Source organism: Bacillota bacterium, from assembly GCA_040757085.1.
Lineage (GTDB): Bacteria > Bacillota > Sulfobacillia > JACIYH01 > JACIYH01 > JACIYH01.
In genome coordinates this window covers 48,097-73,619 of record JBFLXJ010000027.1, presented here as the reverse complement: position 1 = coordinate 73,619, position 25,523 = coordinate 48,097, and the positions used below count along the sequence as shown (strand labels likewise).

Here is a 25,523-nt window from a genome sequence, read left to right as displayed (position 1 = left end):
GTCCGTCTGCCGGTGTCAAATCCTTTTGCCCACCAGAGCGGGCACCTGTGGGCCTCCGCTGTTTTCGGCCCGCAGTTCACGGCCGTTTTCTGCACGCTGGGAAGCATTCTCATGCTTGCTGGCCTGGTGCTGATGGGGGCGGGGTGGCGGCAGATTCACAGGGCGGGGGGAAGGTTGGTTACGTCCGGGCTTTACGCACGGGTGCGCCACCCCCAGTATTTGGGGTTGTTCCTCCTGACGTTTGGTATGCTGGTGCAGTGGCCAACTCTGCCCACCCTTATCATGTGGCCGGTTCTGGTGGCGACGTACGTACGCCTCGCGCGGCGGGAGGAAAGGGAAGCACTGGAGAGGTTCGGCAGAGCATACGCAGAGTACCTCAGGACGACCCCGGCGTTCTGGCCGAAGTTGCTCCCGACTCGCAACTACCGTACGCAGGAGGTGTGAGCATGCGGCAGTCCGGAGTACGTCCGCATGGATGGCGGGAACGACCTGGGCGCTTTCTGAGAGTGCGGACGCCGCCTCCCGGCGGGAGCGAGACGCGCGCTCGCACGCGGTACATTCTCGCATGGTGATCCGCTGGGCTGAGAGAGGGGGTGTTGTGGACAGATGGCAACGGTAGTGCGGTCTCTCCGCGTCTGGGGTATGTCGTGCGCCTCGTGCGTCAGTAGCATCGAGAAGGCTCTGGGCAACACCGACGGAGTGATTTCGGCCAGGGTTAACCTGATGGCGGGCAAGGCGGTGGTGGAATTCGACCCGGCCCGGGTTAGCCCGGAACGGCTCGAGCAGGTGGTCAGGGAGCTGGGGTACGAGGCCAGCATGGCTGAGGACGGAGCCGCTGTCCTCGACCGCGAGCAGGCGGCCAGGAGGCGGGAAATCAGGCGCCAGGCCATGTACCTGTGGCTGTCGGTGCCGCTGTCCGCGATCGTCATGGTGGGCACCTTTCGGGACTACTGGGTGTTCCGACGCCTGCCGGAGTTCCTGGGCCATCCGTACTTCCTGTGGGCGCTCTCCACTCCTGTTGTGCTGGGTTCGGGGTGGCAGTTCTTCGTCAACAGCTACCGGGGCTTGCGGCGCGGCGTGACGGACATGAACCTGCTTTACGCCACCGGTATCGGGGCTGCCTACCTGATCGCCGTGATCAACACGCTGTGGCCCGACGCCGGGTTTGGCGGGCCGAAGGCCACCTTTTTCGAGTCGGCTGCCCTGCTGACCACGTTCGTGGTGCTGGGCAGGTATCTGGAGGCACTGACCCGTGGCCGCACGTCCGAGGCCCTGCGCAGGCTGATGAGCCTGCAGCCGAGGGTGGCCCGCGTCATCCGCGGGGGCGAGGAGCTGGAGATCCCCGCCGAGGAGGTGGAGGTGGACGACCTGGTGGTGGTCCGGCCCGGGGAGCGCGTCCCCGTGGATGGTGTGGTCACGGAAGGGTACTCTGCCGTCGATGAGTCCATGATCACCGGGGAGAGCATCCCGGTGGAGAAGAAGGCCGGAGACCGGGTGATGGCCGGTACGGTGAACAGAACGGGTGCCTTCCGGTTCCGGGCGACGGGCGTGGGGCAGGGAACGGTCCTCGCCCAGATCATCAGGTTGGTGGAGGATGCTCAAGCTTCCCGTGCCCCCATCCAGCGTCTGGCAGATCTCGTTGCGGGGCATTTCATCCTGGGGGTTCACGTGCTCGCCCTGGCGGTCTTTCTGTTCTGGTTTTTCGTGGGCTACGATCTCTGGTTCAGCCCGGGCAGTCGGTTCATCCTCTCACCCTACACGCTGGGCAGCATGGGGGTGTTCGGGTTTTCCCTCCTCATGAGCATCACCGTGCTGGTCATCTCCTGCCCGTGCGCTGTGGGCCTGGCCACGCCGAGCGCCATGATGGCGGGGACGGGCAAGGGGGCAGAGAACGGCATCCTGTTCAAAGGCGCCGATGCGGTGGAGCTCACCGCGAGGGTCAACTGCGTGGTGTTCGACAAGACGGGAACGCTCACCCGGGGGGAGCCTTCAGTGACGGACATCGTGGCGGCTCCCGGGTGGGGGGAGGACGTGGTGCTCGAGCTGGCGGCGACGGCGGAAAGGGACTCCGAACACCCCCTGGGTGAGGCTGTAGTGAGGAAGGCGCGGGAGCGGGGGATCAACGTGCCGGAGGCAGCGGCTTTCCGTGCCATCCCGGGGCGGGGGGTGGAAGCCACCTGCGCGGGCAGAAGCGTGCTGCTGGGCAACCGCGCGCTCATGGAAGAGAGAGGTGTCTCCGTGGGGGTTCTGACGGAGCAGGCCCAGAGGCTGGAGGAGGACGGCAAGACGGTGATGTTTCTGGCCGTCGATGGCCGGGCGGCCGGGCTCATAGCTGTGGCCGACACTTTGAAGGATTCTGCCCCCGCGGCCCTAGCTCGTCTGCGGGAGATGGGAATCGAGACCGTCATGTTGACGGGTGACAACCGGCGCACCGGCCTGGCGGTGGCACGGCAGGTGGGTATTGCGCGGGTGGTGGCCGAGGTGCTGCCCCAGGACAAGGCCGCGGAGGTGCGCCGGCTGCAGGAGCAGGGGAAGAGGGTAGCGATGGTAGGGGACGGGATCAACGACGCCCCCGCCCTGGTGCAGGCTGACGTAGGGATAGCCATCGGCAGTGGCACCGATGTGGCCAAGGAGGCCGGCCACGTGGTCCTCATGCGCGATGACCTGCGCGGAGTGGTGGCCGCCATAGAGGTGGCCCGTGCCACCATGCGCAAGGTGAAGCAAAACCTGTTCTGGGCTTTCGTTTACAACACGCTGGGTGTCCCCGTAGCGGCCGGGGTCCTCTATCCGGCGCTGCGCCTGGTGGTGAGTCCGGAGCTGGCTGCTTTCTTCATGGCCACCAGTTCGCTGTCGGTGACGGTAAACACCCTGTTCCTGGGCCGGTTCCGCCCGCGTGTTTGGGCAAGTTAGTTGAAGGAAGGGGGTGCAAGTGGTGTCTTCGGAGAGGGCCAGCGCGTTCTGGTACACGGCCATCTCCGTGGCGGCGGCCGCGGTGTTCTTCCTGGCCACCGGAGGGGCGGGGCGGTACCCGCCGGTGGCTCGGTACGGCGGGGCCGCCTGGGTGTTTCTGTTGTCCATGGTGATCACCATGCCCCTGGTGAGCTCTTACTTCCGTAGGCGGCGGCCTGCCGGGGGAGGAAGCAGGAGCGAAGCAGGCGGAAGCGAAATCCCCGGGGTGCCGGGTGATGTGTCAACGGTGTCACCTTGGGTGGAGAACACGGGAGGGATGGTCATGGCGAAGGATCCGGTTTGCGGGATGGAGGTGGATCCCGCGCAGGCAGCCGGGAGTTCGGTGTACGGCGGAGAGACGTTTCATTTTTGCAGCAGGGCGTGCAAGGAAGCCTTCGACAGGAACCCGGAACGCTATGTGTCGCGTGCCGGTGGCGCAGCAGGGCGTGAGCCCGGGCATGGTGGGCACCGGCGGCACGGCTGCGGACACTGCTGCTAGGGTGGCCAGGCGGAGGTCGGGTGATGAGCGCCGGACATTGTGACCGTCACCCCGTTCTGCCCCGAGACCGGTCGGAGTTGCTGGAGCGCATCCGCCGCATTGAGGGGCAGGTACGCGGCATCGGCAGGATGATCGAAGAGGATCGCTACTGTGTCGACGTCCTGGTGCAGATTGCCGCTGCCCGCTCGGCGCTGGACAACCTGGGAGTGCTGGTGCTGGAGGGGCATGTCAAGGGCTGTGTAGCCCAGGCCCTGCGGGAGGGCCAGGGTGACGAGGCGGTGCGGGAGCTGCTCGAGGTGGTGAGGAAATTCCTGCGGTGAGGGGCGCGCGGGGGGGTGCGCGCGTGCAGGTGTGGCGGGCCCTGCTGGCAGGTGGTGCGGCCGTGGGGAGCACGAATGCGGTACTTGTCATACAGTATGTGGTGAGTGTGCTCGTGGCTGCGGCTGCTTTCCACGCCAGCATGGGCCCGCCGGGCTCCCGCGGGCTGGAAGCCGTTGCTCCCTACCTGGCTGCCCTGGGGGCGTACCTCGTTTTCAACCTGGTCGTCCTGGGGGTCATGGGGTCCGTCGGACAGAGGAGCCGGCAGGTGGCTGCCTGGAAGGCGGCCGTGCTACGCGACTATCACGCCTATTTTGTGGTCCAGGTGCTGGGGATCCTGACCACCGTCCTGTATCTCCACCACGGCCCGGTGGGGCTGGTGGTGGGTGCTTTCTTCCTGTCCCTGCTGGGGTGGATTTTCAACCGGTACTACGCCATGGTGGAAAGCGCTCGGCACACTTCGCGCCACCTTACGGCGGTGCTCGACGCTGCAGAGAGCGGTATCTTGGTGGTGGACGAACAGAACCGGGTTGCCCTCCTCAACAGGGTGGCTGCCAGGTTGCTGGGAACCACCGAGAAGTACCTGCTGGGCCGGAGCCTGCCCGAGGTGACCGAACTCCTGGCTGGTCACAGCAGGAATCCCGACCTGGTGCCGGACCGGCTTCCCCGGGTGCCTGCGGGAGGCGGTGCGGACCACCCGACCTGCACTCACCGAGCCCCCCACGGTGGTCCGGGTTTCCGACGCCCCCGTTTGGGACGGCAAAGAGCGGGTTGGGCGTATATTCGTGTTCACCGACATCACCCGGGAGAAGAACGCCCTCGCCCGCCTGGAGGAGTTTTACCAGGAAGCCATTCGGGCACTGGTGGCTGCCGTCGAGGCCCGCGACCCGTATACACGCGGGCATTCTGTGCGGGTTTCCCGGTACGCGGTGATGATAGGCGAAGGGCTCGGGTTGACCCCGGAACAGCTCGCGACTTTGCGGTACGCCGGGCTCCTGCACGATATCGGGAAGCTGGCCGTGGAAGACCGCGTCCTCCGCAAGGCTGGTCCTCTCACACCCGAAGAGCGGCAGGCCATCAAGCAGCATCCGGTGGTCGGTGCCGCCATCCTGGGTTCCGCCAGCAGCTTCGCCGCCCTGGTCCCAGCCGTCAGGCACCACCACGAGAGGTTCGATGGCACCGGCTACCCGGACGGGCTGGCGGGGGAGCAGATTCCCCTGGAAGCGCGCATCCTGGCAGTGGCGGATGCCTTCGACGCCATGACTTCGGACCGGCCCTACCGGCCGGCGTTTGCGTGGGACGTGGCCTGCGAGCGCCTCATTCAGGGACGCGGCACCCAGTTTGATCCCAGGGCGGTGGATACCTTCCTGGAGTGCATTGAGGCCATCTGCAGTTTCCCTCACTTGGTGGCTGCTGACCTCCCGTGCAGGATTGCGGGGCAGGTCAGCACACGGGCTCAGTAAATTCCAGTTGCATCCGCTGCGGGAGTGAGCACGGCAGGACCTCCGGGCCACGCTGGTTTGGGCGGTGCCCGGTGTGAGGGCCGCGGCTGCGCGACGCCGGAGTGAGGCCGCGCCCGCGCAGGCACGGCCTGCCCCTCGAGCCGGCCTCAGTTGTGACGGTCTATGCCCCCACGGCTCCGACGTGTTCGCAGGTGCCCTCAGTACCTGCGCGACCGGTTTTCTCCCTCGCGCTCCCGCGGGGCCCGGGCTTCGTTCACCACGATGCGCCTGCCGTCCAGCTCGGCACCGTCGAGTGCCGAGATTGCCCGCGCGGCCTGCTCTCTGTCGCTGACTTCCACGAAGCCGAAGCCGCGCGAGCGACCGGTTTCGCGGTCGAGCACCACCCGGCATCCCAGGACCTCTGCGATGGCGGTGAACGCGGCCCGCAGATCCTGCTCTGTGGTGCCCCAGCTCAGGTTGCCGACGTACAGTGTGGTCATGTTATTCCTCCTGTTGGAATTGACCCCCGTCTAAAGGAGAGGGAGGATCGCCCGTCGAGCGATCCTCCCCCGAGAAGTCCCCTCGAATTACGTGGGCCGAATGTATTATACCCTAGCCGGCGCTGTTTGCAATGGTTCCGCCGAAAAATTTTTTGAGCGCGGGGATGGCGAGCCTGGCCGTGGGTGTACGGCCCTGGTGGCGGTGGCGCTGGTCCCGTTCGCAGCAGCAGTCTTGGATCGACGCGACCGTGGCGCGTGGCCCCCGCCAGTTATTATATGACCGCTTCTTCCACGATCAGGTGACCGGTGTCGAACCTGCTCGGGCTCAGTTCGGAAAGGTCGATCGTGCGGTATTCACCCCACATGATGAGTTCGGCGAGACCCCTGCCGGCCGCCGGCCCCTGCATCAATCCGTGGCCGGAGAATCCGTTTATCAGGTAAAATCCGGGCAACTCCGGATGGCAGCCGATGATGGCGTTGTGGTCGATGGGGTTTTCGTCGTAAAGGCCGGCCCATCCGTTTTCCAGGCGGAGCGCATCGAAGCACGGCACCCTGGTGGCCAGGGCGGGCCATATCTCGTCAACGAATGCAGACCGATCCCATGTCGCGTCGAAAGTCACGGTGTCGCTGGAAGTGGCGCCTCCCACGACGATGAGGTCTCCCGTCTCGCTGCGGAAGTGGACTCCCGTCATGTCCACCACCATGGGGAACTCACGCCCGGCGGCGGCTGGCGCTCGGCACACGTAGACCTGGCGGCGCCACGGCCGGACGGGCACATCCACTCCCGCCAGGCGAGCCAGTTCTCCCGCCCAGGCACCGGCCGCATTTACCACGGCACGGGTGGCAATAGTGCGCCCCGTCGTCCGCACTGACTTTACGCCTGCAGCATCCCGCTCTATGGCTACTGCCTCCTCATATATGCACTCCGCTCCCAGGTATCGTGCTTTTGCCTCGAACCCCTGGAGCACGGCGTGAGGATCCAGGTAACCGTCTCGTGGGCAGAACGCGGCCCCCACCACTCCTTCGAGGTCAAGTTCGGGCACCAGTTCCTTTGCCTGCTGGGGAGTGAGCAGCGTGACCTCTACGCCGAGGCGCGCTTGCAGTTCGTGACGCCGCAGGAATGCCGGCCAGGTCTTTTCGCTGGCGAGGAAAAGGTATCCCCTTTGGCGGAGGGAGATGTCCGGCCGGCCGTCAGGCGTTTCCATGAACTCGGCGAAGTTCTCGTAAAACGAGACCGACTGGCGGACGACGCGAATGTTGATTTCGGTACCGAATTGCTGGCGAAAGCCCCCTAACGCCAGGCAGGTAGAGGTGTGGCGGCGCAGGTGATCCCGCTCCACGACCACCACGCGGCCCGGGAACCTGCCCGCCAGCAGGTTGTATGCCGTACACCAGCCCATGATGCCGCCGCCCACGATTACGACGTCCGCAGTTTCCACGATAGCCCCTCCCTTCCCGGCCACCCGTGCCAGGGGTGAACGGCGTGTCGCATCGCCGCGTGACCGCCGATGCCGGCCTGCAGGTTGGTTCGACAGCAGGTTCGTACGGTTCCTGCCGGCCTTCCCGGCAGCATGAGGTTCAAACCGCACCAGGGAGCAGGTGCTGGCGGTCCCTGCGTGAGCAGGTTAGCCGCGACTGCGGGGGTGGCGAGGAGGATTCTCATAACGAGGAGGGAGAGGTTACCCCCGATGATGGGCCCGGTGACCCGGCCGGGACAAAGCCCCGTCAGGCCAGGGCGCAGTGGATGGCGGTGATGTCGCTGTATCCCACGAACACCTTGGGGTGGCGTGCTATCGTCCCGTAGTCCAGGAGGGGCAGGATCCGGGGCGACCCGTACCCGCCCTGGCACGGCAATCTATGGCTCGAGGCGGCAGCGGGCCTCGTAGTAGCAGGCGCCTTCCCCATCCTCCGATACCGTGGCCGGTGTCAGGGCGTTGATCCCGATGGTGCCCGGCACCTGACCGCCTTGCTCGATGACCACGATGCCCGGCTTCATCTCCGGATCAGCGACGAGCCGGACACGTATCCGTCCCAACGGGGTGACGAGCAGAGCCGTATCCTGTCCCTGCGGCAGGTGGGAGGGGTGAGTGGTGGCAACCGGCAGCCCGCCATTCCCTGCGGCTTCCTCCGGTGTGCCCGGATCGTCCAGTGTGCCGGTGGGCCGTGCGCTGGGAGCGGCATCGCCTTGCGCGGTGGCGGCGTGGGAATTGATGCGGCTCGGCGACTTGGGGGTGATGAGGTGCAGCGGGTACCGCGCGGGCTCCTGCTCCTCGTCCCACTGGCTTTGGAGCGTCAGGTAGCGCTGGAAGTCCTCCCGGGTAGGAAAGTGGAAGCGGCCGTCCAGGGTGGGGAAAATGCCCCCGGCGAAGGGGAGGGCGGGATAGGCGTTGTCTCCGGTGACCGCTGTGCCTCCCTTTTGCCGCAAGGATTCCAGGCTGATTCCGTGCCGTTGCAGAGGTGCCAGTGCCCGGTGGATCCATTCCTCCGGCCCGCCGTCTGCCAGGTACTCCGACTCGCAGCCCAGCCGACGGGCCAATTCCGCGTAAATGTCTGGCTCGGACCGGCAATCTGCCGGCGGCGGTACGACGGCGGGCATGTGTCCCACCCAGGGGGTGCCGTATGACCCGCGCACGTTCTCGTATTCCAGGAAGGAAGCAGCGGGCAGGACCAGGTCACAGAGGCTGGCTGTCTCGCTCATGCGCAACTCCACTGCTACCTTGAATCCCACTTTGGCCAGAGCGCGGGCTGTAGCGGCCGAGTCGGGGGCCTGTTTGGCGATGTTGCTGGCCTGGAACCATGCGACGTGGTAAGGAGGGCCCGCAAGGAGGTCGGCGGCCAGAGCAGGTTTGCGCACCAGGCGGCTTCCGGGCTGCACTCCGGGGAGGGGAGGCGGGTTTGCCCAGTCCAGGTTGAATGGGGTGAGGCTGGCGGTGAAGAAGGACACTCCGCCCCCCGGTACGCCAAACTGACCGGCCAGCGCCCCCAGGGCGGCCACGAAGGAAGCGGCTGTCATCCCCCACCGGTAATGCTGCATACCCATCCCCAGCCAGGTGGACGCAGGACGCACTGCATACAGGCGGGCCAGCTGGTAAATCTGGTCGGGATCCACGTCGCACGCTCTTGCTGCTTCGGCCACGGTCAGGGAATCGACAATGGGCATGAAATCTTCCGTCCCACTGGTGTGAGCGGCGAGAAAGTCGCGGTCGAAGAGATCCAGGTCGCGCAGGGCGCGAGCCACGCCCAGGACCAGGTACACATCGGTCCCCGGCCTGATGCATAGGAAGAGGTCGGCTCGGCGGGCGGTGGCGGAAGGATATACGTCTACAGCCGCCACCTGCGCCCCGCGGCGTCGGGCATCCTGCACGAACCGCCAGAAGTGGATGTTGGTGGCGGCAGGGTTCCTTCCCCACAGGATCACGGCGCGGCTGTTGAGTACGTCAGAGGGGGGGTGGGAGAGACATGCCCCGGCGGTGCGTTGCAGACCCTTTTCTCCTGCGATGTCGCACAGGCTGCCTGTGGTGACGGTGGCTCCCAGCAAGCGGAAGAACCGCTGCCCGGCGAAGCGCAGGACGCCGCAGTTGGCGTTGCCCAGATCGAACAGGATGGCGTCGGGTCCGGCCCGCATTGCCTCTTCCAGCTCGCGCACGCACAGGTCGAGGGCGTCATCCCAGCTTACCTCGCGCCAGCGAGTTCCCTCCCGCAGCAGGGGGCGGGTGAGACGATCTCCCGAGCGGAGGAAGGCGGGATAGGAAGCCAGTTTCCCGCAGATGGTGCCCCGGGAGAACGGGTGACCCGGATCTCCCCGGAGGGTGGCCGCGTTCCCCGGGCCAACGTCGACCAGTGCGCCGCAGGCATCCCAGCAGTCAAAGGGACACGTGGTGCGCTTCATCTCCTCAACCCCCGGGATTCCATGATGTCACTGGGCCCAGAATTGGTGCCGCTACATCTCGGGCCTCGTACAACCTGCTCCTGCCGAGACCTTGCTGCCGCCCAGTATACCACATGTGGAATTTGCGGGGTTGCACCCGGCCCCCCGCCGGCTCCCGTGCCGGGCGCCGGCTTCTTAGTTGACAGGTGGGCGGGGCGATGATAACATGGGGGTGAAATCTTGAGTATTTTGCTCGGGATTGCCGGTACGGGAAAGCAGAGGGACCAGGTCGGCATGAAGCTTTCTACGAAAGGAAGATACGGAGTCAAGGCGATGTACGAACTGGCCCGTTCTGCCCGCGGGGGCCCGCTCCCTCTGCATGTCATCGCCCGGAGGCAGGGACTGTCGCAGCACTACCTGGAGCAACTGGTGGGCCCGCTCCGGGAGGCCGGTCTGGTTCGCAGTGTGCGGGGTGCCCAGGGTGGATACCAGTTGGCCCGTCCAGCGCAGGAGATCACGGTGGGCGATGTGGTGCGGGTCCTCGAGGGCCCCATCGCGGTGACAGACTGCACTGTCCCGGGAGCCGGCGTGGAACACTGCGGCCGGGCGGAGGGATGCGTGGCCCGGGGTGTTTGGGAGCGGGTTTCCCAGAGCATCGCCAGGGTGCTGGATTCCATCACGCTGGCCGACCTCTGCCGGGAAGCCGGTGAGACAGGTTGCGAAGACGCAGTGCCGAACGAGGGCGGATGCCCCGCTCCGGTGCCGGGAGACGCGTGCCCGGCTCCGGTGTCGGTAGAGGGGCCGGGCCCAGTACGGGCAGAGGTACGCCCGGTGCGACTGCGGGCAGAGGGAGGACATGCCGTTTTATCACCGGGGGAGGCCACACCTGGCGGATCGGTCCGGAGATCAGCAGGCGAGGAAAGGGGCGGTTAGATGCGGCGCGTGTACCTTGATCATGCGGCGACCACTCCTGTCCACCCGGAAGTGGTGGAAGTGATGAGGCGCTACATGTTGCAGGATTGGGGCAACCCTTCCAGCATCCACTCCTTCGGCCGGGAGGCGCGGGCAGGGGTGGATACGGCCAGGGCGCAGGTGGCTGCGCTCATTGGGGCAGACGCCGAGGAGATAGTGTTCACCAGCGGTGGTACCGAGGCCGACAACCTCGCCATCAAGGGTACGGCGTGGGAGTTGCGCGACAAGGGCGACCACATCATCACATCGACTGTGGAGCATCACGCTGTCCTCCACACGGTGGAGTGGCTGGAGAAGCAGGGGTTCCGCGCCACTTACCTCCCTGTCGACCGGTACGGCATGGTGGACCCGGAAGAGGTGGGGCGCGCCATCACTCCCTCCACCATCCTGGTGTCGATCATGGCGGCCAACAACGAGGTGGGGACGGTGCAGCCAGTGGCCGAGATCGCCCGCATCTGCCGGGAGCGGGGCGTGCGGTTTCACACCGATGCGGTGCAGGCGGTTGGGCAGGTGCCCATAGACGTCCATGCCCTGGGTGTAGACTTGCTTTCCCTTTCGGGACACAAGATTTACGGGCCCAAGGGTGTGGGCGCCCTTTACGTGCGCCGGGGGGTGCGGCTGACGCCGCTACAGCACGGTGGAGCGCACGAGCGCAAGCGCAGGGCTGGCACGGAGGGGGTCCCGGGTATCGTGGGGCTGGGTAAGGCTGCCGAACTGGCCCGGTTGCACTTCGACGAGCGGGTGGAGCACTACCGCCGGGTACGGGATGTCCTGTGGGAGCGCATCCAGGAGAAGGTACCCGAGGTGCGCCTGAACGGGCATCCCACGCGGAGGTTGCCCAACAACCTGAACATCAGCGTCCGCTACGTGGAAGGAGAATCGATGCTGCTGAACCTGGACATGAAGGGGATAGCTGCTTCCTCTGGATCAGCCTGCACGTCGGGGTCTCTGGAACCCTCTCACGTGTTGCTGGCCATGGGGATTCCGCATGAGGTGGCCCACGGCTCCCTGCGTATGACGGTGGGGATGTCCACCACGGAAGAGGACACCGCTTACGTGGCCGATTCCCTGGCCGAGATCGTAGCCCGGCTGCGGGCCATGTCGCCCCTATGGAGCAGCCGGGTACCGTGAAGTGGTTGGGGGGATCACAGTGTACAGCCAGAAAGTGATGGAGCACTTCACCAATCCGCGCAACGTGGGAGAGATCCCTGACCCCGATGGGGTGGGTACGGTGGGCAACCCGGTGTGCGGGGATCTGATGAAGATCACCATTCGGGTGAAAGATAACCGTATAGAGGACATCAAGTTCCTGACCTTCGGGTGTGGCGCCGCCATTGCCACCTCGAGCATGGTGACGGAACTGGTGAAGGGCAAGACGCTCCAAGAGGCCATGAAGATAACGAACAGGGCGGTCGCGGAGGCGCTGGGTGGCCTGCCGCCCATCAAGATGCACTGTTCCAACCTGGCTGCCGATGCTCTGCACGCGGCCATCAAGGATTACCTGTCGCGCGGTGACGGTCAGAAGACCGATGGTGCAGTCCGGCCCGCGGGCGAGGGCGACGACGGCGACAGCCATAAGTCAACGGGCGATAGCACTGACGGCAACGAGATGGCCCGAGGAAGAGCTGGAGGCGACGAGGCGGAGGGTGAACAGGCGAGCTGACGGGGATCGGGTGCTGGTGGCCATGAGCGGCGGCGTCGACAGTTCGGTCGCCGCCGCTTTGCTGGTTGAGGCCGGCTTCTCCGTGGTGGGCATCACCATGAAGCTCCCGGGAGAGGAGGCCGGCGTGGAGAAGGTATGCTGTTCCCTCGAGGCGGCTGAAGGAGCTCGCCAGGTGGCGGCGCGCCTGGGTATCCCCTACTACGTGCTCGACATGCGCGAGGAGTTTGAGCGCCTTGTGGTGCAGCACTTCATCCAGGAATACCTTGCCGGCCGGACGCCGAACCCCTGTGTGGTCTGTAACCGCGTGATCAAGCTGGGCGTCCTGTGGGACCGGGCCCGGGCCCTGGAGTGCGAGTTTCTGGCTACGGGGCACTATGCTCGCGTACTGGCTTCTCCGGCGGGTCGCTACCTGCTCTGGCGGGGCCGGGACCGCAGGAAAGACCAGTCCTACGTCCTCTACAACCTCGATCAGGAACAGCTGGCCCACCTGCTCCTGCCCCTGGGGAACCTGGCCAAGGCCGAGGTACGGGAAATGGCCCGCAAAAGGGGATTTCCGACTGCGGGGCGTCCGGAGAGCCAGGAGGTTTGCTTCATCCCTGGCGGCGACTACCGCGAATTCCTGCGCTCGCGGCTCGGCGAGCGCGTTTTTGCCCCCGGCCCCATCGTCAGCACCGACGGGGAGGTGCTGGGTGAGCACCCCGGCGTTGCCTTCTTCACTGTGGGACAGCGGCGGGGTCTGGGCGTCCGGCGTCCCGGACCCTGGTACGTGGTGGAAATCCGCCCCCGGGAGAACGCTCTGGTGGTGGGCCGGCAGGCAGAACTGCTGGGACGGTCCCTGGAGGGCGAGGATGCTCGCTTCATTCCCTTTGACTGGCCTGACGGACCCCTCGAGGTGGAAGCGCAGGTGAGGTACCGCGGGCCGGCGCTGCCTGCCCTGGTGACGCCGCTGCCAGAGCGACGCGTGAGGGTGGATTTCCGGGAGCCGCAGCGGGCCATCGCGCCCGGGCAGGCCGTGGTGTTTTACCAGGGCGATGCTGTGGTGGGAGGAGCCACCATCGCCCAGCCCTGCGGCGAAAGAACAGGGTGGGATGGGCCGCCATCTTTGTCGCCGGGCGGACGGCAGGAATGAAGCTTTGTTGGAGGCGGGATACTAACTGACGAGGGTTCGCCCCCCTCAACTCTATTTGAGGAGGACGAATGTGTACACTGTCGTGTGCCCCGTCTGCGGTGGCAGGGCCACCGGGAGGGTGGGGAGCGGGCAATACTATTGCTGGGAATGCTGTGTGGAGTTCTCCGCCGGCCGGCGGGGGATCCAGGTCTACCGCGTGCAAGAGGACGGCACCCTGGTCCATTTGCGGCCGGAAGAGGTGAGGGATCTCGCCGGTGTCCGCCGGGCGGAGGAATCGCGCCCGGACTCCTGAGGGCACGTGAACACACGGGTGAGGGTGAATAAGGGCATAGGGGACTGAGATGGAGGAAGTGATAGTCGTGGGCAGTTTTTGGCGAGGCCTGCTGGCCGGGTCCATCCTGGGCATCGCAGCCACGCTCTTCATGACTCCGGAGACGCGGGCCATCTCGCGGCGGCGCCTGGTCGACGTCGCCGGCGAAGCCGCCCGCCGCGGCATCCGGCGCGCGTGGAAAGGCATCCGGTCGCGCGCGGTGCGGATGGTGGTGAGATAGAGGGACATCCTCTCGGGAGCGGGAGAGAGGCTCCGGCAAAGCAGGCCGGGCTCCGTGTGGGACGCAGGACTCTGGCCCTGGTGGGCTTCTGCGGGGCGGCGGTACTGTTGCTGTACCTGGTGAGGCGAACCCTCCCGCCTTTCCTGGGGGCGCTCGCCCTGGTGTATCTCCTCAACCCGGCAGTGGTGTGGCTGCAAAAGCGGGGGCTGGGCCGCACAGCCGCCATTGCCGCGGTATACGCCGGAATGGCAGCGGCGGCAGCCGCCTTCTTACTGGGTTTCCTGCCCCGGCTCCTGGCGGAGTTGGGGATGGCGGCGTCCCAGCTTCCCCTCTACCTGGACGGCCTCAGCAGGTGGGTTTCCGGTCTGCAGGCACGTTTCGCTGCCCCCTGGTTGCCCGCCGCTCTGCGGGCGGCAGTGAACGATGCCGTGCTCACCGCCCAGGCGGCGATGCTGAGCAGCGCCCGGGATGCGGTGCGGGGTGCCATGAGCAGCGCTCCCGTGGTGGCGAGCTTTCTTCTCTCGCCATTTCTCGCCTATTTTTTCCTGCGCGACCTGGAAGCCATCAAGGCCTGGCTTTTCTGCCTGGTTCCCTGGCACCTGGGGGAGAAGGGTTGGCGGGCGGTAGCGGAGATCGACAGGGCGGTGGGGGGATTCTTCCGCGGGCAGGTGATCGTAGCAGGCGTGGTGGGGCTTCTGGTGGCAGCGGCCATGTTCGTGCTGGGAATGCCGTTCCCGCTCCTGCTGGGACTGGTGGCGGGACTGACGGACCTGGTGCCGTACTTCGGGCCCGTCCTGGGAAGCATCCCCGCCGTATTGCTGGCCCTGACCAGGGGTCCGGCCATGGTGATCAAGGTGGTGGCGGTCCTGGTCGTGATCCAGCAACTTGAAGCCGGCCTGCTCACTCCCCGCATAGTGGGGCAGCGCACGGGCCTGCATCCGCTGGTGGTGGCGGGGGCGGTACTGGCGGGGGGATGGCTGGGCGGGCTCACCGGGATGATCCTGGCCGTTCCTGCTGCCGGGGTGCTCCGTCCCCTGGTGTCCCTGGCATACCAGTGCTGGGTCGACACTCCCGACCGCGACCGGCACGGCGGGCGGCAGCGGTAAGGGGCCGGTGAGGATGCCGATTGGCAGGCACGAGCGTGGCGGTGCGTTGGGGTGGGCACCCGAGCCGGTCACCGGCGGGGGATCGATAGTGACAGCAGTCGCCAGTCGTGGTATGATCCTCGATGGTGAACGGCTGTTGGGCAGGATTATGGCGCTTGACGTGGGCAGCAAGACGATCGGGGTTGCCGTGTCCGATCCCCTTGAGCTGACCGGCCAGGGCATAGGCGTGATCCGGAGGCGCAACCGTGAGCACGACCTGGGCGAGGTGCTTCGCCTGGTGCGGGAGTGGGGTGTGACGGAACTGGTCGTGGGGTTACCGCTTTCCCTGGACGGCAGCCGCGGTCCCCAGGCTCAGCAGGCCGAGAACTTTGCCCGCCGGCTGGAGGCTGCCACCGGCCTCCCCGTGCGCCTGCAAGACGAGCGCCTCACCACCCGCCAGGCCGAGCGCCTGCTGATCCATGCCGACCTCAGCAGGCGCCGGCGGCGTCAGGTGATCGACAAAACGGCGGCGGTCCTCATCCTGGAATCCTACCTGGCCTCCCGGCACGCCCGCAGTCAGCGGCCGGGGTTCACGAGGGCCGACGACCAACCCTTATCTCAGCTAAGCGAGCAGCATTCAGTTGAGCAGGGCGACCAGCGCCGGGGCCAGGAAGATCGCGGGGAGCAGGTTGGCGACCCGGATGCGCTTTAGTTCCAGCAGTCCCAGGCCGATGGCGAATATGAGCAGCCCGCCGGTGGCGGTCATCTCCGCCACCATGGGAGGCGTGAGGATCGCCTGCGCCCAGGTAGCCGCCAGAGTGAGGCTTCCCTGGTAGACCAGTACCACCAGGGCGGAGAAGGTCACACCCATACCCAGGGACGAAGCGAAGGCGAGGGCGGCGAATCCATCCAGCATGGCCTTGATGGCCAGAGTGCTGTAGTCGCCGGTGAGGCCGTCCTGGATGGAACCCATGATGGTCATGGGCCCCACACAGAACACCAGGGAAGCCGTGACGAAGCCCCGCGCGAACTGGCCTCCGGTACCTGCTTTCCCGGAGGAGCGGGCGAAGATCCTTTCCTCCAGGCGCCTGGCCAGGCGGTTCAGGGCGGCATCGATATCCAGAAGTTCCCCCACGATGCCTCCCAGGAGCAGGTTACCCAAGAGGAGCAGCACGTTGGAGGTTTCCAGGGCCATCTTGAGCCCGATGAGAATGGTGGTGAGCCCCAGGGCGTCCATCACGGTCTCCCGCACCCGGGCGGGGAGCCGGTTTCCCAGCAGGGTGCCGGCGGTGCCTCCCGCGATTACCGTGGCCGTGTTGATGAGCGTTCCCGTCACGAGGTGCCTCCTCCTCCATGCGAATGCCTGGTTCCGGAGACCGGCGGTGTGCTGTCGCCGGTTGCGCGGCGCCGGTCAATGGCGCGGACAAGGGCCAGGGTGTAGGTGGTAACCCGGCGGAGAGTCTCGGCTTCGATGTTCTCGAGGGTGTCGGAAGGCCAGTGGTAGTTCCTGATCAGCCCGCGGTCGTCCAGGGTGAAGAGGGCCAGGGCCCGGAGACCGCGCATCAGGGCGGGGGTGGCGTCGGTGTAGCCCAGGCCGAATCTGGTCCCCCGGATGTCCCACTCGGGAAACGTGCCCGCGACCTCGGCGGCCAGGCTCACCAAGTCGGGAGCCATGGGCAGGTACCCCATGATTCCTTCGCCGGTGAGGTAGCGGATGTGGCCGGCGCCCACCGAATCCAGCACCAGGATGTCGGCATCCCTGAGTTCCCCGATGTGGGCGCGGACGAAGCGATCCATGCCCACTGCGTATCCTACTTCCTCACATCCCGTGATCAGGCACCACAATTCGGTGGTTTCCAAGGGCTCCGCCGCCACCGCTTCCCCCACCGAGAGGGCCACGGCCACCCCGGACGCGTTGTCGTTGGCGCCAGGAATGTAGTCGCAGAACAACTCCCGGTGCAGCAGGACGTACCCGCCGTAGAGCGCTATGACGGCCAGGGGCAGGCTGAGCACCTGCCACCATACTACGGCAGGGGGAATTCTGAGAGCCGCCAGGAGGCTGAATAAGAGCAGGCCGCCGCTGGTGGTGATGTTGAGGATGTGGTTGAGCCGGAAGAGGTGCAGGCGCCGGGGATGATAGAACAGCGCAGAGCGCGTGGTGTCCACGTGGGCGGCCAGGATCACCCGGTGGCGTACTTCTCCCCGGGGCCTCACTATTCCCAGGACGTTCCGGCTGGGCCGCCCGGGGAACAGCCGCCCCACCTCGAAGGAGCCCCGGGCCAGCCCCGCGAAGGCGACGAATCCCGCAGCAGCAGTGGCCACGGCCAACCAGGGCCGCACCCAGATCAGCACCGAGCTGGCCAGCAGGAGCAATGCCACCAGTCCCCAGGGCCAGCTCAGCGAAGGACAGGAAGCAAACGGCTCCACTTTCACGCTGGCGGCCCAGCGCTCCATCTCGCGCCGTGCATATTCGGAGCCCCGGCGCTCGCCCTCGGTGGTAGCTCCCCGAGGCCCAATCCCCACCGCCAGTTCCCGGACGTGGTCGACGGGATCCCGCATTCCGGCCCCCCCTTTGTTCGTACTGCCTTGGAGCCATTCTACCTTGCCACATGCTCCCCAGCCAAGAGCCGGCGCGGCAGGATCTTCGGGGCCTTACGCGTTTGCCTGCGGGGAGCCGTGAGCCGGTCAGCCGCCACTGTGGCGTTGACATTGACAGGAGGAGGATGGTCCCGTAGAATCATGGACAAAGCGATGACGGGGCCGAGTAAGCCGCCTGACCGTGCAGAGAGGAAGCCCACGGCTGCGAGGCTTCCCGGGGAAGCGGCTGAATGCCTCCCCCGAGTTCCGATGCCGAAAGTTCGCAGTGCCGATGGCCGGGCGAGTAGGCGCCGGCGGTGGTGTCCGTTAAGCACAGGGTGGTGCGCATCCCGAGACGCGCGAGGACGCCGGGATGGGGCTCGGAGTGCGCTCGCACCCGCTGAGGCCGTCGCGGTGACGCGGCGGTGAACAGGGTGGTACCGCGACCGATCCCTCGCCCCTGCGGGCGAGGGATCCTTTTTGTCGCCAGTGGGACGAAAGCCCCGTGTGAAGCCCGGCCGTGCAAAGCTAGTAGAGGAGGAGATGAGGGTGACGGGAAGAGAGTTGAGGCAGAAGTTCCTGGACTTCTTCGCGGCGCGAGATCATCTGGTGCTGGATAGTGCCCCGCTGGTGCCGCGGGATGACCCCACGCTGCTGTGGATCAACGCCGGCGTGGCGCCCCTCAAGCCGTACTTCGCGGGCAAGGTGGAGCCCCCGCGGCGCCGGCTGGCATCCAGTCAGCTCTCCTTACGGACGACCGACATCGAGAACGTGGGGCACACGCCGCGCCATCACACCCTGTTCGAAATGCTGGGCAACTTCTCGATCGGCGACTACTTCAAGCGGGAGGCCATCGTCTGGGCCTGGGAGTACCTGACCGGGGTGCTGGGGTTGCCGCGCCAGGAATTGTGGGCCAGCGTTCACCCCACCGACGACGAGGCTCGCCAGATATGGGTCCGGGACGTGGGGTTGCCGCGCGAAAGGGTGGTGGACGACGAGACCAACTTCTGGGATATCGGCCCCGGCCCGTGCGGACCCTGCTCGGAAATCTACATCGACCGGGGACCGGCCTTCGGATGTGGGTCGCCCGACTGCCGGCCGGGGTGCGAGTGCTCACGGTACCTGGAGTTGTGGAACCTGGTGTTCAGCCAGTTCAACCACCTGGAAAACGGCGAGTATGTTCCCCTGCCCCGCAAGAACATCGATACCGGGATGGGTCTGGAGCGCATCGCCTCCGTGATGCAGGGGGTTAGCTCCAACTTTGAGAGCGACCTGCTCTTCCCCTTAGTGAACGAGGCGGCGCGGCTGGCGGGCAAACGGTACGGAGCCAGCGAAGCGGACGACGTGGCCATGCGGGTGATAGCCGACCACCTGCGGGCCATCGCCTTTGCGGTGGCCGAGGGGGTGTTGCCCTCCAACGAAGGGCGGGGGTACGTGATAAGGCGACTTTTGCGTCGCGCGGTGCGTTACGGGCAGTCTCTGGGCATCGGCGAACCCTTCCTGCACCGGTTGGTGCCGGTGGTGGTGGACATCATGGGGGATCCCTACGTCCACCTACGGGCCGCCGCCGCCCAGGTGGCCGGCGTGCTGCGCGCCGAAGAGGAACGCTTCCGCCAGACCCTGGCCGAAGGCACGGCGCGGGCCCTGGAACTGGTGGCGGCGGCAAAGGAGAAGGGATTGGACAGGCTGCCCGGGCGGGATGCCTTCCTCCTGTACGACACCTACGGGTTCCCGCCCGACCTGACCGCCGACATCGCCTCGGAACACGGCCTGGGTCTGGACCGGGAAGGGTTCGAGCAGGCCATGGAGGAGCAGCGGGAGAGGGCGCGGGCGGCGCGAGCGGTCGAGGGGTGGGACATCGGTTCCCCGCTGGACATGCTCCTCTCCCAGTATCCGGCGACGGATTTCGTCGGATATGACCGCCTGGAGGAAGAGGCGGTGGTGCTCGCCCTCCTGCCGCCCGGCGAAGCCGACGGGTGGACGGCTGGGCCGGCGGAACGCGGGCCGGTCCAGGCGGCACAGAGCCGGGCGATCGAGCCCGCCGCGGGCCAGGGAAATGAGGCTCTCGGGCGGGACAGGCTGCTCAATGAGGTGCCCGCGGGCGGGCGGGCGCGGGTGCTGCTCGACCGGACGCCGTTTTACGCCGAGGCGGGCGGGCAGGTGGCAGATACGGGCGAATTGGAGCACGGGGCCATGACCGCCGGCGTGCTGGATGTCCAGCGCACTCCCGGGGGCCGCATCCTGCACCTGGTAGAGGTGGAGCGGGGCTCCCTGCGGGTGGGAGACCGGGTGCGGGCGCGGGTGGATGGGGACCGCCGCCTGGATACCGCCCGTCACCACACGGCCACTCACCTCCTGCACCGGGCCCTGCGGCAGGTGCTGGGCAGCCATGCCACTCAGGCCGGCTCCCTGGTGGCACCCGACCGCCTGCGCTTCGACTTCGTACACTATGAGGCCCCAACCCCGGCCCAGCTGCGCCAGGTGGAAGACCTGGTGAACGAGCAGGTGATGGCCGACCTCCCCGTGGAGGTACTGTTCACTTCCCGGGAAGAGGCCATGGCCATGGGGGCGGTGGCTCTCTTCGGAGAAAAGTACGGGGACACGGTGCGGGTCGTGCGCATGGGGGATTTCAGCCTTGAACTGTGCGGCGGCACCCATGTGCGTTCTACCGGGCAGGTGGGGATGTTCCGCCTCACCTCCTCCTCGGCGGTGGGGGCGGGTGTGCGGAGGGTGGAGGCGGTGGCGGGGAGGGCCGCTCTGGCCTGGTCCCGGCGCCAGGAAGAACTCCTGGTAGAGTCCGCCGGACCTCTGGGGGTTCCTCCCCAGAAGCTTCCCGCCCGGGTCGCCGAACTGCGTCAGGAAGTGGCTGCTGCCCAGCGGCGCATCGACTCCCTGCAGGCCTCCCTGCTGGGCCGCGAGGCGAAGCTGCTGGCATCCGGGGCCGTGGATGTTGACGGGATCAAGGTGGTGGCGGCTCGCTGCCCGCTCCCCGATCGGCAGGCCATGCGCACCCTGGGTGATGCCGTGCGGGACAGCCTGGGGTCCGGGGTCGTGATCCTGGGGGCCGAGGAAGAAGGCCGCGCGTATCTGCTGGCCATGGTCAGCCCCGACCTGGCCGGGCGGGGCGTGCACGCCGGCCGCCTGATCAAGTCCCTGGCTCCCCTGGTGGGCGGGGGTGGTGGGGGCAAAGCCCACATGGCGGAAGCCGGGGGGCGCAACCCGGCCGGCATCGAGGCAGCCCTGGCGCGCGCCGTCGGCGAAGTTCGTGCCCAGGCGCAGGAGGAATCCTGACAGCGACGTCGTATATGGCTTAGTCAAAAGCACCACACGAGGTCGCAGGAAGGATACCTAGGGTTCCGCATCCGGCGTCGTGGTCCGGGTGGCCAGCGACCAAGCGGTATCGGCCCGGGAGCAGGGGCCAGGAGGTGCCCTCCCGGGTACACCGTGGGTACAAAAGACCCGAGCGGCAGGTTCCTGTTCGGAAGGATCCATGCCTCTTCGGGTTCTTTGTATTGATGGGACTGCTAACGATTCAGGAGGGGTGGCAGGTGGAAAGACGTGTGTTGATATTTGACACCACCTTGCGGGACGGTGAGCAGTCGCCCGGAGTGAGCCTGACTCCGGCGGAAAAGCTGGAGATTGCCCGCCAGTTGGCGCGCCTCAGGGTCGACATCATAGAGGCCGGGTTTCCGGTGGCGTCGCCAGGGGATTTCGAGGCGGTGAAGGCGATCGGGCAGGAAGTGAAGGGGCCAGTGATCTGTGCCCTGGCCCGCGCCAACGCGGTGGACATCGACCGGGCTGCCCAGGCTCTGGCGGGGGCAGAGCGGAAACGCATCCACACCTTCATCGCCTCCTCGGATGTGCACATGAAATACAAGCTGCGGAAGGAGCCGCGTGAAGTGCTGGAAGCCGCGGTCGCGGCGGTGAAGCGGGCCCGTCAGTACACGGCCGATGTGGAGTTTTCGGCCGAAGATGCCACCCGCAGCCGTACCGAGTTCCTGTGCCGCTTGTTTGAAGCCGCCATCGAGGCGGGAGCCACTACCATCAACGTGCCGGACACGGTGGGATACACCACCCCGCGCGAGTTCGCCGGTCTCATCCGCTACCTGCGCGAGAATGTCCGGGGGATCGATAACGTCGTCATATCAGTTCACTGCCACGACGACCTGGGCCTGGCGGTGGCCAATTCCCTGGCGGCAGTGGAGGCAGGAGCTACCCAGGTGGAGTGCGCCATGAACGGCATCGGGGAGAGGGCGGGGAATGCCTCGCTGGAAGAAGTGGTCATGGCCCTGAAGGTCAGGCAGGATGCCCTGGGGGCCACGGTGGGGATCGCCACCGACCAGATATACCGCACCAGCCGCCTGGTGGCCACCCTGACGGGCATGCCTGTGCCCCCCAACAAGGCGGTGGTGGGGGCCAACGCCTTCGCGCACGAGTCGGGCATCCACCAGGACGGCGTCCTGAAAGAAAGGACCACCTACGAGATCATGCGCCCCGAGGATGTGGGCGTCCCGGCCGGACGTCTGGTGCTGGGCAAGCACTCCGGCCGCCACGCCTTCCGGGAGCGGCTGCTGGCCCTGGGATACCAGTTGCGGGACGAGGATGTGGAGCGGGCCTTCGCCCGCTTTAAGGAGATGGCCGATCGCAAGAAGGACATATCCGACCGGGATCTGGAGGCCCTGGTGGAAAACGAGGTGCTCAAGGAACCGGAAATCTGGGCCCTGGACTGCTTCCAGGTCTCCACGGGCAACCGCTCTTTGCCCACGGCCACCGTGTCCCTGGTGAAAGAAGGCCAGGTGGTCCAGGAGGCGGCTTGCGGCGATGGCCCCGTGGACGCCCTGCTGCGGGCGGTGGAGCGGGCGGTGGGGGCGGACTTCCACCTGCTGGAGTTCTCCCTGAAGGCGGTGACCGGAGGCAAGGATGCCCTGGGGGAAGCCGCCGTGCGCGTGGAGCGGGACGGGGCCGTGTACTCCGGGCGAGGCGTGAGCACGGACGTGCTGGAGGCCACCGTGCGAGCCTACCTGCAGGCGGTGAACCGCTGGCTGAGCGGCATGCCCGTGCGGCGCCAGGCTGCCGTGGGAGGAGTGGATTGAGGTGTCCCGACCCATGACGGCTGCGGAGAAGATCCTGGCTGCCCACGCCGGGCGCAAGCAGGTGGAGCCCGGGGAGACGGTGTGGGCTCGGGTGGACTGGTGTCTGGCGAACGACATCACCGCTCCCCTGGCCATAGACCAGATGCGGGCCATGGGGTGCGACCGGGTTTTTGATCCCGGCCGGATTATCCTGGTGCCCGACCATTTCCTGCCCGCCAAGGACATCGCCTCGGCCGCTCAGGCCCGGGTGACCAGGGAATTCGCCCGCGAGCAGGGCATCGTCCACTATTACGAAGTGGGTCGAATGGGCATCGAGCATGCGTTGTTGCCGGAGCTGGGAATCCTGCGCCCGGGGGACCTCCTGGTGGGAGCGGATTCCCACACCTGCACCTGTGGCGCCCTGGGTGTTTTTGCCACCGGGGTGGGGTCCACCGACCTGGCCTGTGCCATGGCTCTCGGCGAACTGTGGTTCCGCGTTCCCGCCACTCTCCGTGTGGAGTTCAAGGGGCAGTTGCCACGCTGGGTGGGGGGCAAGGACCTGGCCCTGTTCCTGATATCCCGACTGGGGACGGAAGGTGCCAACTACATGGCGCTGGAGTTCGGCGGGGAGGCTGTAGCCGCACTTCCCCTCGATGGCAGGCTGACCCTGTGCAACATGGCGGTGGAGGCGGGGGCGAAAGCCGGGTTGGTGCCCATGGGTGACTGGCAAAGCGAGGCGGGGGCGGAAGTGGCCGGTCGTTACACCTGGGACGTATCAGGCCTAGAGCCCCAGGTGGCGTGTCCCTATTCGCCTGCCAACGTGGTGCCGATCCGCGAGGTGGCGGGGACGCCGGTGGATCAGGTGGTCATCGGTTCTTGCACCAACGGGCGGCTGTACGACCTCGCCGTCGCGGCGGAGATCCTGGCGGGCAGGAAGGTTCACCCGCGGGTGAGGCTGATCGTCATCCCCGCCACGCAGGACGTCTACCGGCGTGCCCTGCAGGCGGGGTTAATCCACGTTTTCCTGGAAGCGGGAGCGGCGGTTTCTACTCCCACCTGTGGTCCCTGTTTGGGCGGCCACATGGGGGTGCTGGCCGAGGGCGAGGTTTGTCTGGCCACCACCAACCGGAACTTCCGGGGTCGGATGGGTCACCCGGAGAGCAGGGTGTACCTGGCCGGTCCGGCGGTGGCGGCCGCAACTGCACTGGCGGGGTGCATCGCGCACCCGGAGGAGGTGATCTAGGGTGGCCCGCATCGCGGGTAGGGCGTGGAAGTTCGGGGATGACGTGGACACCGACGTCATTATTCCGGCCCGCTATCTTTACACCCACGATCCCCAGGTGCTGGCGGCACACTGTCTGGAGGTGGCAGACCCGGAGTTTCCGGCCCGGGTGCGCCCCGGGGACGTGGTGGTGGCGGGGAGGAACTTCGGCTGCGGCAGCTCGCGGGAACACGCCCCCCGGGCCTTGCAGGCCTGCGGGGTGGCGGCAGTGGTGGCTGCCTCCTTCGCCCGCATATTCTTCCGCAACGCCGTAAACCTGGGCCTGCTGCTCGTGGAGTCGGCCGAAGCAGCTGCACGGGTACAGCCGGGCGAAGAGATCCTGATAGACGGGGAGGACGGGGTGCTGTACCTCTCCTCGGGAGAGGGTATCCCGGTGACGTTCCCGGCGGGAGCGGCCCGAGAGGTGTGGCAGGCGGGAGGCCTGGTGGAGTACGTCAGACAGCGCCTCGTGCGCGGGGCCGGGGGAGGATGTGACCGGTGAGCGCTGGTGAGGGTGCTCGGGGTGCGGGGGGGATGGATGGCTGCCGCCTGAAGGTGGTGGTTCTGCCCGGGGACGGCATCGGGCCCGAGGTGATTGCCCAGGCGGTGAAGGTCATGGAGGTGGCCGCGGCGGCGGAGGGGATCGCGCTGGCATGCGAATACTTTCCCGTGGGCGGGGCGGCCATCGATGAGGCGGGTGAGCCTCTTCCCGAAGAGGTGTTGCGGGCTTGCCGGCAGGCGGACGCGGTGCTGCTGGGGGCGGTGGGGGGTCCGCGCTGGGACGGCCTGCCCGCGGACAGGCGCCCGGAGGCAGGGCTGCTGGCCCTGCGCCAGGGTCTGGGCCTGTGGGCCAACCTGCGGCCCGTGAAGCTTTATCCCTCTCTGGCGGGAGCATCCCCTCTGCGGCCCGAGATCCTCGAGCGGGGTCTGGACATCCTGGTGGTGCGGGAACTGTCAGGGGGCCTTTATTACGGTAAGCCCAGCGGGCGCTGGGCGGACGGCTGCGGGTCCGTCGCCGTCGACACCATGTGGTACACCAGCCGCCAGATCGAGCGGGTGGTGCGGCTGGCATTCCGGCTGGCCAGTGAGCGCTCGCGGCGCCTTCTGTCGGTGGATAAGGCAAACGTCCTCTCCAGTTCCCGGTTATGGCGGGAAATGGTAGAGGCTCTGCGATCAGCTTATCCCGAGGTGGACACTGAGCACATGTATGTGGATGCTGCCGCCATGGAAATGGTGTTGCGGCCCTGGCGGCTGGATGTGGTGGTCACCGAGAACACCTTCGGGGACATCCTGAGCGACCTGGGCGGGGCGCTGGTGGGATCCCTGGGGCTCTTGCCTTCGGCTTCGCTGAGCGATGCGGGTCCGGGCCTGTTCGAGCCCGTGCACGGGTCGGCGCCCGCTCTGGCGGGACAGGACCGGGCCAATCCCCTGGCGGCTATCCTGAGTGCGGGCATGCTGCTCCAGTACGCGTGTGCCGGCGGGCAGGGTGCACGGGCCGCCGCGCGCATAGAATCCGCCGTCCGGCGGGTGCTGGAAGCGGGTTACCGCACGCCTGACCTGGAGGAACCCGGGTCGCGCGTGGTGGGCACGGCGGCCATGGGGGACCTGGTTCGAGAAGCCATTCGGGAGGGATAACG

The 25,523-nt window shown here is 66.9% G+C and carries 22 protein-coding genes and 3 pseudogenes; 19 read left to right on the top strand and 6 right to left on the bottom strand.

Annotated features, from left to right (window positions below; genetic code table 11):
- The 6 genes and pseudogenes from AB1446_10695 to AB1446_10670 form a co-directional block, all read left to right on the top strand.
- A partial coding sequence (locus AB1446_10695; protein MEW6547359.1) for an isoprenylcysteine carboxylmethyltransferase family protein occupies positions 1 to 444 on the top strand: 444 nt, incomplete at its 5' end.
- 162 nt (positions 445 to 606) lie between these two features.
- The gene (locus AB1446_10690; GenBank protein ID MEW6547358.1) at positions 607 to 2,910 is read left to right on the top strand and encodes a heavy metal translocating P-type ATPase; all 2,304 of its coding nucleotides are present in this window, start codon (positions 607 to 609) and stop codon (positions 2,908 to 2,910) included.
- A 22-nt stretch (positions 2,911 to 2,932) separates the two neighbouring features.
- Positions 2,933 to 3,448 carry a YHS domain-containing protein gene (locus tag AB1446_10685; GenBank protein MEW6547357.1) on the top strand — a complete coding sequence of 172 codons (516 nt, stop codon included), beginning with the start codon at positions 2,933 to 2,935 and terminating at the stop codon, positions 3,446 to 3,448.
- A 23-nt stretch (positions 3,449 to 3,471) separates the two neighbouring features.
- Positions 3,472 to 3,768, top strand: coding sequence for a metal-sensitive transcriptional regulator (locus AB1446_10680; protein ID MEW6547356.1), 297 nt, complete (start codon positions 3,472 to 3,474; stop codon positions 3,766 to 3,768).
- Positions 3,769 to 3,908: 140 nt separating this feature from the next.
- A pseudogene (locus AB1446_10675) lies at positions 3,909 to 4,370 on the top strand (PAS domain-containing protein).
- An 82-nt stretch (positions 4,371 to 4,452) separates the two neighbouring features.
- The gene (locus AB1446_10670; GenBank protein MEW6547355.1) at positions 4,453 to 5,229 is read left to right on the top strand and encodes an HD-GYP domain-containing protein; all 777 of its coding nucleotides are present in this window, start codon (positions 4,453 to 4,455) and stop codon (positions 5,227 to 5,229) included.
- A 197-nt stretch (positions 5,230 to 5,426) separates the two neighbouring features.
- On the opposite strand, the gene AB1446_10665 is transcribed toward AB1446_10670, so the two are convergent.
- The 4 genes and pseudogenes from AB1446_10665 to AB1446_10650 form a co-directional block, all read right to left on the bottom strand.
- Positions 5,427 to 5,708 carry an RNA-binding protein gene (locus AB1446_10665; protein MEW6547354.1) on the bottom strand — a complete coding sequence of 94 codons (282 nt, stop codon included), beginning with the start codon at positions 5,706 to 5,708 and terminating at the stop codon, positions 5,427 to 5,429.
- Between the two features lie 272 nt (positions 5,709 to 5,980).
- Complete coding sequence (locus AB1446_10660; protein ID MEW6547353.1) at positions 5,981 to 7,147, bottom strand: FAD-binding oxidoreductase; 1,167 nt, start codon at positions 7,145 to 7,147, stop codon at positions 5,981 to 5,983.
- Positions 7,148 to 7,442: 295 nt separating this feature from the next.
- Positions 7,443 to 7,562: pseudogene (locus tag AB1446_10655) on the bottom strand (LD-carboxypeptidase).
- A 1-nt stretch (position 7,563) separates the two neighbouring features.
- A complete protein-coding gene (locus AB1446_10650) occupies positions 7,564 to 9,597 on the bottom strand; it encodes a molybdopterin-dependent oxidoreductase (GenBank protein MEW6547352.1) in 2,034 nt (677 codons plus the stop codon).
- A 219-nt stretch (positions 9,598 to 9,816) separates the two neighbouring features.
- Here AB1446_10650 and AB1446_10645 point away from each other — a divergent pair, with 219 nt between their 5' ends.
- From AB1446_10645 to ruvX, 8 genes and pseudogenes are all read left to right on the top strand, one after another.
- Complete coding sequence (locus AB1446_10645; GenBank protein ID MEW6547351.1) at positions 9,817 to 10,509, top strand: Rrf2 family transcriptional regulator; 693 nt, start codon at positions 9,817 to 9,819, stop codon at positions 10,507 to 10,509.
- Entirely contained in the window at positions 10,510 to 11,679 is a 1,170-nt protein-coding gene (gene nifS / locus AB1446_10640; protein MEW6547350.1) for a cysteine desulfurase NifS, read from the top strand.
- 19 nt (positions 11,680 to 11,698) lie between these two features.
- A pseudogene (gene nifU, locus AB1446_10635) lies at positions 11,699 to 12,058 on the top strand (Fe-S cluster assembly scaffold protein NifU).
- A gap of 136 nt (positions 12,059 to 12,194) precedes the next feature.
- Positions 12,195 to 13,340 carry a tRNA 2-thiouridine(34) synthase MnmA gene (gene mnmA, locus AB1446_10630; protein ID MEW6547349.1) on the top strand — a complete coding sequence of 382 codons (1,146 nt, stop codon included), beginning with the start codon at positions 12,195 to 12,197 and terminating at the stop codon, positions 13,338 to 13,340.
- Positions 13,341 to 13,410: 70 nt separating this feature from the next.
- Positions 13,411 to 13,632, top strand: coding sequence for a hypothetical protein (locus AB1446_10625; protein ID MEW6547348.1), 222 nt, complete (start codon positions 13,411 to 13,413; stop codon positions 13,630 to 13,632).
- A gap of 67 nt (positions 13,633 to 13,699) precedes the next feature.
- Positions 13,700 to 13,891, top strand: a complete 192-nt coding sequence (locus AB1446_10620; protein ID MEW6547347.1) for a hypothetical protein — start codon at positions 13,700 to 13,702, stop codon at positions 13,889 to 13,891.
- A 56-nt stretch (positions 13,892 to 13,947) separates the two neighbouring features.
- A complete protein-coding gene (locus AB1446_10615) occupies positions 13,948 to 14,997 on the top strand; it encodes an AI-2E family transporter (GenBank protein MEW6547346.1) in 1,050 nt (349 codons plus the stop codon).
- Positions 14,998 to 15,085: 88 nt separating this feature from the next.
- On the top strand, positions 15,086 to 15,688 hold the full coding sequence (gene ruvX / locus AB1446_10610) for a Holliday junction resolvase RuvX (GenBank protein ID MEW6547345.1): 603 nt from the start codon (positions 15,086 to 15,088) through the stop codon (positions 15,686 to 15,688).
- Here the strand turns inward: ruvX and AB1446_10605 are convergent.
- Entirely contained in the window at positions 15,614 to 16,312 is a 699-nt protein-coding gene (locus tag AB1446_10605) for a DUF554 domain-containing protein (protein ID MEW6547344.1), read from the bottom strand. The genes ruvX and AB1446_10605 overlap by 75 nt on opposite strands.
- Complete coding sequence (locus AB1446_10600) at positions 16,309 to 17,535, bottom strand: M28 family peptidase (GenBank protein MEW6547343.1); 1,227 nt, start codon at positions 17,533 to 17,535, stop codon at positions 16,309 to 16,311. Before AB1446_10600 ends, AB1446_10605 begins: the two co-directional genes overlap by 4 nt.
- A 561-nt stretch (positions 17,536 to 18,096) precedes the next feature.
- On the opposite strand from AB1446_10600, the gene alaS reads away from it, so the two are divergent.
- The 5 genes from alaS to leuB all read left to right on the top strand — a co-directional run bounded on the left by alaS (position 18,097) and on the right by leuB (position 25,521).
- On the top strand, positions 18,097 to 20,844 hold the full coding sequence (alaS, locus tag AB1446_10595) for an alanine--tRNA ligase (GenBank protein ID MEW6547342.1): 2,748 nt from the start codon (positions 18,097 to 18,099) through the stop codon (positions 20,842 to 20,844).
- Positions 20,845 to 21,101: 257 nt separating this feature from the next.
- The gene (locus AB1446_10590) at positions 21,102 to 22,646 is read left to right on the top strand and encodes a 2-isopropylmalate synthase (protein ID MEW6547341.1); all 1,545 of its coding nucleotides are present in this window, start codon (positions 21,102 to 21,104) and stop codon (positions 22,644 to 22,646) included.
- Between the two features lie 13 nt (positions 22,647 to 22,659).
- On the top strand, positions 22,660 to 23,868 hold the full coding sequence (locus AB1446_10585) for a 3-isopropylmalate dehydratase large subunit (protein MEW6547340.1): 1,209 nt from the start codon (positions 22,660 to 22,662) through the stop codon (positions 23,866 to 23,868).
- Between the two features lies 1 nt (position 23,869).
- Positions 23,870 to 24,388 carry a 3-isopropylmalate dehydratase small subunit gene (locus AB1446_10580; GenBank protein MEW6547339.1) on the top strand — a complete coding sequence of 173 codons (519 nt, stop codon included), beginning with the start codon at positions 23,870 to 23,872 and terminating at the stop codon, positions 24,386 to 24,388.
- Positions 24,385 to 25,521, top strand: a complete 1,137-nt coding sequence (leuB, locus tag AB1446_10575; GenBank protein MEW6547338.1) for a 3-isopropylmalate dehydrogenase — start codon at positions 24,385 to 24,387, stop codon at positions 25,519 to 25,521. Before AB1446_10580 ends, leuB begins: the two co-directional genes overlap by 4 nt.
- The last annotated feature ends 2 nt before the right edge of the window (positions 25,522 to 25,523 follow it).